The organism is Sphingobacterium bovisgrunnientis, from assembly GCF_009829085.1.
GTDB lineage: Bacteria > Bacteroidota > Bacteroidia > Sphingobacteriales > Sphingobacteriaceae > Sphingobacterium > Sphingobacterium bovisgrunnientis.
Window position 1 is genome coordinate 114,442 of record NZ_WUQY01000004.1, and the last position, 13,112, is coordinate 127,553.

The window sequence follows — 13,112 nt, forward strand, 5'->3', positions numbered from 1 at the left end:
CAAGACATTGAAAAACGAATAACTTTGTTCACATATATGAAAGAAACAATAATTATCCTTGGGGCGAATGGTCAGATTGGGTCTGAATTAGCTTTAGCACTTCGAAACAAATTTGGTAGCCAAAATGTTATCACGACTGATATAAGACCTCCTCACGATTTAGAGGAAGGTGATATTTTCGAAACGGCTAATGTGCTGGATAAAAATCTTCTGAAAGAATTATTTATCAAATACAAACCTACGCAGATTTATCTTTTGGCAGCAATGTTGTCTGCAACAGGCGAGCAATATCCTATGAAAGCTTGGGATCTAAACATGAATGGTTTATTGAATGTGTTGGATCTGGCTGTTGAATTAGGCATCAAAAAAATATTTTGGCCAAGCTCGATTGCTGTTTTTGGACCGAATTCTCCAAAAACCGAAACACCACAATACTGTGTAATGGATCCCAACAGTATCTACGGTATTAGTAAGTTAGCTGGCGAAAGATTGGTGGAATATTACCACGCAAAATACGATTTAGATATTCGAAGTATCCGCTATCCGGGAATTATTTCATGGAAAACAGCACCAGGAGGTGGTACAACAGATTACGCCGTACATATTTTCTTCGAAGCATTGGCAAAAGGCAAATACGAAAGTTTCTTGTCCGAAGGGACTGCTCTTCCGATGATGTATATGGACGATGCGGTACGAGCGACAATCGAATTGATGGATGCTCCAGCAGAAAACCTGACGATCCGCTCGAGTTATAATTTGGCAGGTATTTCCTTTACTCCTGCACAGATTGCCCAAGAAATTAAAAAAATTCTTCCTAATTTTGAGATGTCTTATGCAGAAGGCGATCCACGTCAAGCCATTGCAGATTCTTGGCCTAAAAGTATCAATGATGAATACGCCCAAAAAGACTGGAATTGGAAATTGGATTATAGCCTAGAAGATTTGACACGAGTAATGATCGAAAATCTTAAAAAATAAACATCACAATGGGTAGAGCTTTTGAATTTAGAAAGGAAAGAAAATTTAAGCGCTGGGCTAAAATGGCGGTTCAATTTACACGATTAGGCAAGGAGATTGCTATCGCTGTAAAAGAAGGTGGACCTCATCCAGAGAACAACTCGCGCTTACGCACTGCAATTCAAAATGCAAAGGCTGTAAACATGCCAAAAGACCGTGTTGAGGCAGCTATCAAGAGAGCGTCTGAGAAAGATGCTAAAGGTTACGAAGAATATGTGTACGAAGGATACGGTCCACATGGTGTACCTGTATTGATCGAGACGGCTACAGATAATACCAACCGTACGGTTGCTAACATAAGATCATATTTTACAAAGTCTGGTGGTTCTTTGGGAAAGACTGGTTCTTTGGATTTCATCTTCAATCGCAAATCTATCTTTCGCTTTGCGGCAGCTGAAGACTTGGATGTGGAAGAACTAGAATTGGAATTGATCGATGGTGGATTAGAAGAATTATATGTAGAAGCTGACGAAGAAGGAAACGATATTGTCGTTGTACAGACTTCTTTCGAAGATTTCGGTAATATGCAACGTCTTTTGGAAGAAAAAGGTGTAGAATTGAAATCGGCTAAATTGGAGCGTATCGCTCTATCGCACTCTTCATTAACAGAAGAACAAGCTGCAGACGTATTGAAATTAATCGATAAAATCGAGGAAGATGACGACGTGCAAGCGGTATACCACAACATGGATTAATCACAATTTATAGTGAAAAATAAAAAAGAGGGTGCTGCCCTCTTTTTTATTATCTGTTCAAATCGTTAACTTTGGGAATGCTTACGTTCGAAGAATTTTTTATTAAGAAAAAAATTGACTTAGCCGCTTTAAAAAAAGTGGATGAATCACTATTCTTTGAATTCCAATCGCATTACGAAAAGATGGGTGAAAAAAGTTTTGATCACACCAAAAAATTTTGGTTTAATCAACTGCGAAGAGTCCATCCTTTGGCTGAAGAAGTTGTAGTTTCTAAAAAAGAAACAAATGTGGTATTACCTACAGAAACGGCGAATCCTACCGCAGAGCAGAAAACAGCTGCAGAGCCTACAGCTAAAACTGCAGGATTCAAACCACGCTTCAAAGCTCCAGTGAAAACTAATGTAGAAGATATTACAGAAGATAAAACAACTACAGATTCATCAGAGGTAGTGCCTACAGCAAAGCCTGCTGGATTCAAGCTACGTTTCAAAGCTGGTGTGACAAAAGCAGCGCATTCTGAAGAAACTTCACAAGAAGTTCCGACTGTTGAAAAGAAAGAAGAAAATACTTCTGAACCGGCAAGTAAACCTGCTGGTTTCAAACCACGTTTCAAAGCTAGCGTGACAAAAACAGCACCTACTGAAGAAACTTCACAAGAAGTTCCTCCTATTGAAAAGAAAGAAGAAAGTACTACTGAACCGGCAAGTAAACCTGCTGGTTTCAAACCACGTTTCAAAGCTGGCGTGACAAAAACAGCACCTACTGAAGAAACTTCACAAGAAGTTCCTCCTATTGAAAAGAAAGAAGAAAGTACTACTGAACCAGCAAGTAAACCTGCTGGTTTCAAACCACGATTCAAAGCTGGTGTGACAAAAACAGCACCTACTGAAGAAACTTCACAAGAAGTAACTCCTATTGAAAAGAAAAAAGAAAATACTTCCGAACCAGCAAATAAGCCGGCTGGATTCAAGCCACGTTTCAAAGCTGGTGTGACAAAATCAGCATCTAATGAAGAGACTTCACAAGTAGACCTTCCTATTGAAAAGAAAGAAGAAAGTACTACTGAACCTGCAAATAAACCTGCTGGATTCAAACCACGTTTCAAAGCTGGCGTGACAAAAACAAAACCGTCTCAAGAAGAAGACAACTCCTAATAAAACATTACCAATTATATAAAATATTCATCATGCTTAAAGAAGAAAGACAAGCGTATATTATTCATCAAATTAACTTGCATAATAAAGTGCTCTCCTCCGATCTTAGTGTTCAATTGAACGTTTCAGAGGACACGATACGACGCGATTTAAATGAATTGGCGGAAAATGGAAAAGTAATAAAAGTGTACGGCGGTGCATTATCTAAGTCTTTCCAATTTCCTTTTCAAGAGGGCAATGTGTACGCTAAAGAAGGTAAAAAGGAGATAGCTTTGAAAGCGCTTTCACTTATCTCTTCGGGCATGACTATTTTGATTGGCGGCGGTACGACAATGATTGAATTGGCACGTCTTATTCCGAATGATTTGCAATGTACTTTTTTCACAATAAGTCCATTGGTGGCATTAGAATTAGCTGAAAAAGATAATATCGAAGTATTTTTATTGGGCGGTAAATTATCACGTAACACGAATATTGTGACAGGTTCACAAGTTATTAACGAATTGTCGGACTTACGTGTAGATTTGTGTTTATTAGGCACAAACAGTCTTTCTATCGAAGAAGGTATTACGGATTCGGATTGGGAGGTAGTACAAATCAAACGTGCGATGATAAAATGTTCTAAATCTTTAGCAATCTTAAGTATCGCGGAGAAATTGAATTCGAATCAAAAAATGCGCGTGGCTCCATTGAAAGAAGTGACATATTTGGTCACAGATTTAGAAATTTCAGATCATCGTCTGAAAGATTTTGGCAGTCACATCAAGATTATATAGAAAATAAATGTCAAGTAATAGTTCGGATTCATTAAAATCGAAAGCTGTAAAAGGGATATTGTGGGGAAGCATTTCGAATGGAGCGCAACAATTACTTGCTGTTTTTTTTGGAATTTATCTAAGTCGTATCTTAACTCCACACGACTATGGTTTAGTATCCATAATAATTGTATTTGCGACAGTATGCTCATCCATCCAAGAAGCTGGATTTATCAATGCCTTAGCAAATCGGAAAAAAATTGAACACCGCGATTACAATGCTGTTTTTTGGACGAGCTTATTGATAAGCATCTCATTATACATTATTCTCTTTTCTATATCTCCAATTATAGGTTATTTCTATAATCAGCCTGAATTAGTAACTGCTGCACGAGTACTTTTCATCGGCTTAGTATTTGGTAGTCTTGGCGTTGCACACAGTGCATATTTATTTAAGACGCTAAAAGTCAAAGAAAGATCCATAGCAACTGTTGCCGGAACACTTTGTTCTGGAGCGATAGGTATAACGCTCGTCTACTTAGGTTATGCCTATTGGGGAATAGTATTTCAAAGCATTACCTATTCTTTTACATTCTCCTTAATCTGTTTTTTATATTCTGGATTCAGACCTACTTTAAGGATTGATTTTTCGCCTATAAAGGAATTATGGGGTTTCAGTTCGAAAATATTAATTACTCGAGTTGTTGAAACGCTTAATAATAATATTCTGACGTTGATATTGGGAAGAAATTCCACAACATCAACCGGTAACTATACACAAGCGAATGGATGGAGCATTAAAGCTCAGGGTGTAATTGCGAATATGTCGCATGGTTTTGCGCAACCCATGTTGTCTACGATTGCCGATGACGGGGAGCGACAAAAAAGAATATTTACTAAACTCTTGAATTTCATTTGCTTCGCTGCATTCCCCGGATTAACATTATTGAATGTTGTTGCAGAGGAATTTATTGTTATTACAGTAACGGATAAATGGATACCTGCTGTGCCAATTTTAAAAGTTTTATGTCTTAATGCTGCTTTTCTGCCAATTATTAATTTCTATTCTAACTTTTTATTGAGTAAGGGCAAGTCGGATTTATACATGCGTTATATCATTTCTTTTGGAATCATTCAATTAATCATAATATATTTCCTACATGGCGATGATGTAATGCCCATGGTATGGGGAATTTCCTTATTTACTATGTTTTGGACATTTGTGTGGCAGATTTCCGTAGCGCAGTACAGTAAAATAGATTATTCCCAACTATCCTTAATTATTATTAAATACCTTATTCCATCAATATTGGGTGGGGTATTCACTTATTTTATTGGTAATTTTGTCTCTGGTATATGGATTTCTTTTATTGTCAAAGCTTTTGTGTTTTGTATTACTTATTTATCAATTTTGTATATAATTAAGTCCGAAGTACTTTTAGAAATCATACACTATTTAAAGAGTAAATATGTTTCCAGACATAAAAGTAAATAAAGATGGTATTAGCGCTGTATTACTCACCTACAATACGCCACTCGAACTCGTCAAAAAGTGTGTGGATGCAATTCTCCACCACAATGATATAGGAGAGGCGCTCGAAATTATTCTAGTAGATAACAACAGTGATAATCAGGTTGAGCTTCAAAATTTCGTTGGGACCAACTATAAAGATGTTATTTTTATTGCAAATTCTATTAATGGGGGCTATGGGGCTGGCAATAATTTGGGGATTAATAATGCTAAATACGAACATGTTCTACTTATTAATCCTGATGTAGAATTAGTAGAACCATTCTTTTCTTGGGCCAGAAATGAATTTATAAAGGATCCGAAACTTAATATTCTTGGTATCCAACAAGTAAATCAATATAATAAAAAGACACATTCATTTATCCAACGTAGATTAGCACGAGCGGATTTCGTAATAAATCAACTTTTGCAAAAGCTCAATATTTTTATACCACAGTACGCTGTTGTTTCTGGCGCTTGCTTTTTTTTGCGTAAATCAAGTTTCATCGCGATTGGTGGTTACGATGAGAATATTTTTCTATATGGTGAAGAACGTTATTTACATGAATCAATGCTTTCGCAGTTTCCAGATTGCCATATAAAAATGGATTTTTCTAAATCATATAAACACCCCATTTCAAATAGAAAATTTTCATTGAAGACAGCGCGGTTAGCTTTAGATTCCTACCGTTATTTGAATAAGAAATTGCGTAGAGATACTGCGCGTGTTGAAAAAGAGCTGATTACCTACCATAAAACATTGATTTTATTTTATTGTCTTAAAAACAAAAAACAAGAAGTCGCAAACAATCGTTCTATTATAGAATTGATTGAAAAAACACAAAACTCTTAACTGTATGCGAGAATTAGCGCCTATTATAATTTTTACATATAACCGACCACATCACACTCGAAAGATGTTGCAGGCTTTGGAAAATGCAGAACTTGCACAGGATTCTAACGTCTTTATCTTTTCTGATGGCGCTAAAAATGCTAATGCAATTGAACACGTAAATAGAGTTCGCGCAATAATAACAGAGCCTTGGAATTTTAAAAAAATTACTATTATCGAAAGAGAACGTAATGTGGGGTTAGCGCAGAATGTCATTTCTGGGGTAAGTGAAATTATCAAACAATATGGAAAAGTTATAGTATTGGAAGACGATTTAGAAATTTCTAAGGTTGGATTGCGCTACTTCAATGATGCACTGGATGCTTACGAACAAGAGGAAAAGGTCATGGAAATCAGTGGCTACATGTATCCTGTAAAAGATGCAGATAAACTAGCCGAGACTTTTTTCTTTCGCGTTGCGAATAGTTGGGGATGGGCTACGTGGAAGCGTGCTTGGGACAAATACAACACAGATATTGATCAACTTATTGCAGATTTCGATAAAGATAAAATCAAAAGATTCAGTATAGATCATACGGAGAATTTTTGGAAACAAGTTCAAGAATATAAGGCTGGCAAAATTAACTCTTGGGCTATTCGCTGGTATCTAACCCTTTTTAATAATTATGGATTGGCTTTATACCCCAGACAATCAATGATTCAAAATATGGGTACGGATGGTTCGGGTACGCATTCTGATGCAGATAATGCGTATAAAGTAGACCTTGCAACACAAGCTGTCTCATACTTTCCCAAAGAAATCGAAGAAAATAAACAAGCTTACGAGGCAATTAAGTATTTTTACAAACATCGTAAAGGCTCTGTATTTACAAGAGTTTTAAGATTTGCTAAAAAGCATTTGAATATAAAATAACAAACGTGACATCTCCAAAAATATCCATTATTACGATCGTGTACAATAATGTGCGTGATATCGAACATACTATTCTTTCGGTCATCAATCAGTCGTACAGCCACATCGAATACATTATCATCGATGGTGCTTCTACGGATGGTACGCTGGATATTATCCAAAAATATCGCGGCAGCATTGATATTCTTGTGTCTGAAAAAGATGCGGGTATCTACGACGCGATGAACAAAGGTTTAGCAAAAGCTACTGGTGACTACGTGTTATTTTTGAATTCGGGAGATGAATTATTTGACAACAATACTATCCAAACAATAGTAGAAAAAGGTAAGGGTGCAGATATTATCTACGGCGAGACTAAATTAGTCGACGAAGACCGAAAAATTATTGGCGATCGACGTCATAAAGCGCCACAGCAATTTGACTGGAAATCTTTCCAATATGGAATGAATGTGTGCCATCAAGCTATTTATGTCAAACGTGACATTGCAGAGCCTTACGACATGCAATACAAGCTCAGTGCAGATGTAGATTGGGTGATAAGAGCAGCTAAAAAAGCTAAAACTACGCAGAATGTAAATTGCTACGTAGCACGCTATTTGGTTGGAGGCATGTCTCAAAAGCGACATAAACAAAGTTTGAAAGAGCGTTATGCTATTTTCAAAAAACATTACGGCGCTTTTCAAAATTGGATTAATCACGGCATCATCGCATTAAGACTTATCAAGAATAGACTCGTAAATGGCAAAACAAGAGATTAACGATTTTTTTAATCCCGAAATATTGGTTGAATTGGCAAATACAAAAATGCCATTCGGCAAATACCATGGTTGGTTGCTTTGTCGATTACCCGAGCCATACTTGGTTTGGTTTCACAAAAAAGGTTTTCCTCCAGGAAAATTAGGCACACAATTGGCAACTTTGTACGAGATTAAATTGAATGGTTTGGAGTATCTACTCACGCCACTCATTAAAAAGTAATAACACTCATTTTTAGTATTTTTCTTTTTCCTATCTTTGCATCGAAATAATTACTAACATTAAACGCCGTTTGCAGCGGTATCAATGAATATATGGCACAATATCAAACATTGCTGTACTATTGTTACAGCCCTATCGAAAATGCAGAACAGTTTGCTGCAGATCATTTAGAATTTTGTAAATCTCTTGGGCTTGTAGGTCGAATCATCGTAGCTGACGAAGGTCTTAATGGCACCGTTTCAGGTACTCCTGAGTCTTGTAAAGCTTATATGGATGCGATTTACGCGGATGGAAGATTTAACCATACAGAATTTAAAATTGATAATGTAGAAGAGCCTTCTTTCATCAAAATGCACTGCCGATACAAAGAAGAAATTGTTCATTCGGGTTTGCGTGACCCAAAAGTTATTGACCCGACTAAACAGACAGGAAAACATCTTGAGCCAAAGGATTTCATGGAAATGAAAGACCAAGAAGATGTGGTAATCTTGGATGTGCGTTCTAACTATGAACATTCTGTAGGTCGTTTCAAAAATGCGGTGACATTAGATATTGAAAACTTCCGTGAATTCCCTGAGAAAGTGAAAGAGTTGGAACACCTGAAAGGCAAAAAAATTCTTACGTACTGTACTGGCGGTATCAAATGCGAGAAAGCCTCAGCATTATTACTAAAAGAAGGTTTCGAGGATGTATATCAATTGCACGGTGGTATTATCAAATATGGTAAAGAAGCCGGTGGTAAAGATTTTGAAGGGGATTGTTATGTGTTTGATAATCGTGTTACAGTTCCTGTTAACACCGTAAATCCTTCAGTCATTTCTACTTGTCGCAATTGTGGTAAAACCACGAATAAAATGATCAACTGTGCGAATGCAAAATGTAATGAGCACTTCACGCAATGTGATGATTGTGGTTGGGAATTAGAGGGCTGTTGCTCGACGGAATGTCAATCTGTCCCTGATAAACGTGTTTACGACGGTACAGGCTATTACGTTAAAGTACCACAACCTGTAAACATTGAAAAGATTTCTAAAAGAAAACATAAAAACTTCCCACCAAAAGATAAAGTGGAAGCTGAAGCATAAAAAATAAGCCTTGATTATTGTCAAGGCTTATTTTTTATGCTAGAATAGAGCATTAATCCAAAGGATTTTCATAAATATATTGTTCCCAAGACCAAGCGGAAGACATCATTTCATCAATTCCTAATTCCGCTTTCCAACCCAATTCTTTAGTTGACTTGGTTACATCACCCCAAACTTGAATTACATCACCATCACGACGTGGACCGAACTCATAGTTCAATGGTTTTCCAGAAGCTTTTTCAAAAGCTTTGATAGTTTCTAATACCGAATAACCGTTTCCTGTACCAATATTGAAAACATCATATTTTCCGTTAGGATTACCCTTTTCTAATAATTTAATCGCCGCTACGTGTGCTTTTGCTAAGTCTACTACGTGGATATAATCACGCACACATGAACCGTCTGGCGTATCGTAATCATTTCCAAAAACCGTTAATTTTTCACGTTTACCGATTGCAGTCTGCGTAATGAAAGGTAACAAGTTTTGAGGAACACCATTTGGCAATTCTCCAATTAATGAAGTTGCATGTGCGCCTACTGGATTAAAGTAGCGTAGAGCCACAATATTATAGTTGCCGTAAGCATTTGCTGTTTCCTCCAGAATTTCTTCCGCAATTTGTTTGGTATTACCGTAAGGCGAAGTAGATTTCTTTACTGGTGCTGATTCTGTCACAGGAAGAACATCTGGTTCACCATACACTGTGCAGCTTGAAGAGAATACAAAGTTAATTTGCTTAGAGCGGTAGCTATTTAACAGATTGATCAAAGAGAAGAAATTGTTATGGTAATATTTTAATGGGTCTTGTACAGATTCACCAACGGCCTTGGAAGCAGCAAAGTGAATAATTCCCGTTATATCAGGATTTGCCTCGATGAAAGCTGTCGTAGCTGCTACATCACATAAATCAAATTGATGAAATTCCGGCTTTATACCGATGATTTTCTCGATTTGATCTAAAATTTTAATATTCGAATTTGATAGATTGTCAACGATAACAGGCGTATATCCCGCATTGTGTAATTCTACAACAGTATGCGAACCTATGTAGCCTGTTCCCCCCGTTACTAAAATTTTACTCATAATCTTTATAAATTTCTATTTTGTTAAATGTTAATATTGAAACGTATTTGGTAAACATTGCAGTTTTAAGCAGTAAATTTTGACACATATGTAGCGACAAAAAATAACTTAATTTTTTAAACTTGAAGTAAATAGGAGATTGTATGTCACCTGAGTGATTTTTTTGGCAAGCTGCCTTTCCATTGTCTATGCTCTTGCAAACTGTATTTTGCACCGTGTCTACGTTTAGAAAAGGTTTAATATCTTTATCTTTGACGAATATAAGTATTATTTTAAAAATATGCGATTAATATATGACCTTGGAATATGGCTTTACGGCGTTTTATTACGTCTTATTTCACCATTACACCCAAAAGCCAAACTGTGGGTTGACGGTCGAAAGTACATCTTAAAAAACATCAATCAAACGGTTGAAAAAGGTCATAAATACATATGGTTTCACTTTGCATCCTTGGGGGAATTTGAGCAAGGAAGAGCGGTTTTGGAGCAGATAAAAAGTAGATTTCCTAACGAAAAAATAATACTAACTTTTTTTTCGCCGTCAGGATTTGAAGTCCGTAAAAACACCAAATTGGCTGATTATGTGTTTTACTTGCCAGAAGATACTGCGTCAAATGCAAAAGCTTTCATCGATATTATTCAACCCAAATTTGTAGTATTCACCAAATACGAATATTGGTATCACTATTTCAAAGAATTGAAAAAGCGAGATATTCGCTTGTTAATGATTTCGGCAATTTTTAGAGAAGACCAAATTTTCTTTAAGCCTTATGGCGGATTTTTTCGTTCCATATTAAAAAATGTATCCTATTTCTTTGCGCAGAATACCGATTCAGTTCATATGCTGAAATGGATAAATATCACCAAAGCTGGTTTAGCAGGTGACACGCGCTTTGACCGTGTGATGGAATTACCGATTCAACATAAGTCTATACCACAAATAGAAGAGTTTTGTGCTAAACATAAAACAGTTGTTGCTGGTAGTACATGGAAACCTGATGAGGAGCTATTGAAACAACTCTCACTGGACAATCCTGAATGGAAATTAATTCTTGCTCCACATGAAATACATCAGTCGCATATCGATGAAATTGTTAAGCTATTTGGTGATGTGTTATTATTTTCAAAATTCACTACATATACTTATGAACAGATTCACCTAAGTAAAATCTTAGTTATTGATAATATCGGAATGCTTTCATCTTTGTATCACTATGCTGATGTTACGTACATTGGTGGTGGATTTGGTGTTGGTATTCACAATACATTGGAAGCTGCAACATACGGTAAACCTGTTATTTTTGGTCCAAAATACGAGAAATTCCAAGAGGCTATAGATTTAGTAACATTAATGGCAGGATTTTCGATTTCTAATTACGTGGAATTAAAACAGGTCTTTGATTCACTAAAAGATCAACACTTCTTACAAGAAGCAAGCAATTCTGCAAAGAAATATGTGCAACAGCGTGCAGGAGCTACACAGATTATTATGAAATATTTGGAAACTGAGAAATTGTTAGGATAAACTAACCCTCATCTACCAAGAATAGTTCCGATGCAATGTGGTCAGCTAATAATTTTCCTTTGTTCGTTGCACGGAGTGTATTATTATCAATGATTTCCAATTCTTCATTTACCAAGAAAGTTTGGCTTTCTTTTAGAATATGTTGCTTATAATCGTAACCAAAGTCTTTTTCTACTTTTTGTAAATCTAGCCCCCACATCGTACGGATAGAGGTCATCACAGATTCATTGAATTGATCTGATTTGGTAAGATGCTCTAGTTCATTATACGATGTATCATCTGTTAATGCGGCAATATATTTGGCATTATTAGCGACATTCCACGATCGACTATGTCCATTGAAAGAATGCGCAGAAGGACCGATTCCCAGATAATGTTTCCCTTTCCAATAGTTTGTATTGTGCTTGGCGTACATACCATCCTTTGCGAAATTGGAAATTTCATAGTGCTCAAAACCATTTTGTGTCAATGTATCAATGAGCATCAGCATCTGCGCAGCGCTCTGCGCATCGCTCATGCCCGGCGTTTTACCTTCTTTGACAAAATGAGCCAATGCAGTTTTTTTCTCTACTGTCATCGAATAGGACGAAATATGAGGTATATCTAGTGCAATAAGCTTTTGCATATTGGCTTTCCACTTTTCGTCCGTCAATAATGGATAACCATAAATCAAATCACAGGTAATATTTTCAAAACCTGCATCTTGCACGCGCTTGATCGAAGAATCCGCTTCTTGTGCATTATGTGCACGATTCATCCAACGCAAATCCTCTTCGTAGAATGATTGAATACCAATAGAAAAACGGTTGATAGGTATTTGACGTAGTGCATCTACCTTTTCTCGTGTTAAATCATCAGGATTCGCTTCCAAGGTAATTTCCGCATCCGGCGCAATCTCAAAATACTTTTCTACAGTACCAATGAGTTGTAATATATCTTCAGCATCTAGAATAGAAGGCGTTCCACCACCAAAATATAGACTGTGTACTTTCTTGTCTTCCAAATAATGCGCCCTCTTCACAATCTCCTGCTGCATAGTCCACAACATCTCCTCCTTATACTTCAACGAAGTGCTAAAGTGAAAATCACAATAGTGACAAGCTTGCTTACAGAATGGAATGTGAAAATATATCATGGGTGCCGCTCAGTTGTTGTGATACAAAGGTAAAAGTTTATTCAATGAAACGGATTTAACAACGGATTATTCAATAAATAAAATTCGCAATAAAGATTTGTGACTCCTATTTGTATAAAGGATGTTAAGCAGCTTTGCAAAATCTGCTAAGCCGTTAATGCTCAGTTTGCCAATAATGACTAAATAGTTTCTATGTTAAAGCCTTTGGCTTTTACAATTTCTAATACTTTTTCTTCTGAGATTCCTTCGGATGATACCGTTAAAATTTTATCTACATTATCCGTGTCTACAGCCCAATGGCTTATACCTTCCGCAGTGTCTAGAGCTGGTTTTACTTTAGAAATACACCCTCCACAGTTAATGTTAGTTTTGAATTTGAACTCCTTGTTTCCCATGTCTTTAAATTTTAGT

The 13,112-nt window shown here is 36.5% G+C and carries 14 protein-coding genes; 11 read left to right on the plus strand and 3 right to left on the minus strand.

Annotated features, from left to right (window positions below; genetic code table 11):
- Positions 1–36: 36 nt before the first annotated feature.
- The 10 genes from GOQ16_RS03780 (at position 37) to trhO (ending at position 8,960) form a co-directional block, all read left to right on the plus strand.
- Complete coding sequence (locus GOQ16_RS03780; protein ID WP_192922503.1) at positions 37–978, plus strand: NAD-dependent epimerase/dehydratase family protein; 942 nt, start codon at positions 37–39, stop codon at positions 976–978.
- A gap of 8 nt (positions 979–986) precedes the next feature.
- Positions 987–1,712 (plus strand): YebC/PmpR family DNA-binding transcriptional regulator, encoded by a 726-nt coding sequence (locus GOQ16_RS03785; RefSeq protein ID WP_149914719.1) that lies wholly within the window; start codon positions 987–989, stop codon positions 1,710–1,712.
- Between the two features lie 77 nt (positions 1,713–1,789).
- Complete coding sequence (locus GOQ16_RS03790) at positions 1,790–2,866, plus strand: hypothetical protein (protein WP_160068042.1); 1,077 nt, start codon at positions 1,790–1,792, stop codon at positions 2,864–2,866.
- Between the two features lie 32 nt (positions 2,867–2,898).
- A complete protein-coding gene (locus GOQ16_RS03795) occupies positions 2,899–3,642 on the plus strand; it encodes a DeoR/GlpR family DNA-binding transcription regulator (RefSeq protein ID WP_160068044.1) in 744 nt (247 codons plus the stop codon).
- Between the two features lie 7 nt (positions 3,643–3,649).
- Positions 3,650–5,116 (plus strand): lipopolysaccharide biosynthesis protein, encoded by a 1,467-nt coding sequence (locus GOQ16_RS03800; protein WP_160068046.1) that lies wholly within the window; start codon positions 3,650–3,652, stop codon positions 5,114–5,116.
- Positions 5,091–5,984: a glycosyltransferase gene (locus GOQ16_RS03805; protein WP_160068048.1), complete on the plus strand. Its 894-nt coding sequence runs from the start codon at positions 5,091–5,093 to the stop codon at positions 5,982–5,984. Before GOQ16_RS03800 ends, GOQ16_RS03805 begins: the two co-directional genes overlap by 26 nt.
- A gap of 4 nt (positions 5,985–5,988) precedes the next feature.
- Positions 5,989–6,897: a glycosyltransferase gene (locus GOQ16_RS03810; protein ID WP_160068050.1), complete on the plus strand. Its 909-nt coding sequence runs from the start codon at positions 5,989–5,991 to the stop codon at positions 6,895–6,897.
- Between the two features lie 5 nt (positions 6,898–6,902).
- On the plus strand, positions 6,903–7,655 hold the full coding sequence (locus GOQ16_RS03815) for a glycosyltransferase family 2 protein (RefSeq protein ID WP_160068052.1): 753 nt from the start codon (positions 6,903–6,905) through the stop codon (positions 7,653–7,655).
- Complete coding sequence (locus GOQ16_RS03820; RefSeq protein ID WP_160068054.1) at positions 7,636–7,875, plus strand: DUF3820 family protein; 240 nt, start codon at positions 7,636–7,638, stop codon at positions 7,873–7,875. Before GOQ16_RS03815 ends, GOQ16_RS03820 begins: the two co-directional genes overlap by 20 nt.
- A 92-nt stretch (positions 7,876–7,967) precedes the next feature.
- Positions 7,968–8,960 (plus strand): oxygen-dependent tRNA uridine(34) hydroxylase TrhO, encoded by a 993-nt coding sequence (gene trhO, locus GOQ16_RS03825; RefSeq protein WP_160068056.1) that lies wholly within the window; start codon positions 7,968–7,970, stop codon positions 8,958–8,960.
- Positions 8,961–9,012: 52 nt separating this feature from the next.
- Here trhO and galE read toward each other — a convergent pair whose 3' ends face one another.
- Positions 9,013–10,041 carry a UDP-glucose 4-epimerase GalE gene (gene galE, locus GOQ16_RS03830; RefSeq protein ID WP_160068058.1) on the minus strand — a complete coding sequence of 343 codons (1,029 nt, stop codon included), beginning with the start codon at positions 10,039–10,041 and terminating at the stop codon, positions 9,013–9,015.
- Between the two features lie 280 nt (positions 10,042–10,321).
- On the opposite strand from galE, the gene GOQ16_RS03835 reads away from it, so the two are divergent.
- Entirely contained in the window at positions 10,322–11,566 is a 1,245-nt protein-coding gene (locus GOQ16_RS03835; RefSeq protein ID WP_160068060.1) for a 3-deoxy-D-manno-octulosonic acid transferase, read from the plus strand.
- Position 11,567: 1 nt separating this feature from the next.
- Here the strand turns inward: GOQ16_RS03835 and hemW are convergent, their stop codons facing one another.
- Positions 11,568–12,701: a radical SAM family heme chaperone HemW gene (hemW, locus tag GOQ16_RS03840; protein WP_160068062.1), complete on the minus strand. Its 1,134-nt coding sequence runs from the start codon at positions 12,699–12,701 to the stop codon at positions 11,568–11,570.
- A gap of 179 nt (positions 12,702–12,880) precedes the next feature.
- Positions 12,881–13,096, minus strand: coding sequence for a heavy-metal-associated domain-containing protein (locus GOQ16_RS03845; RefSeq protein ID WP_160068064.1), 216 nt, complete (start codon positions 13,094–13,096; stop codon positions 12,881–12,883).
- Positions 13,097–13,112: the final 16 nt, after the last annotated feature.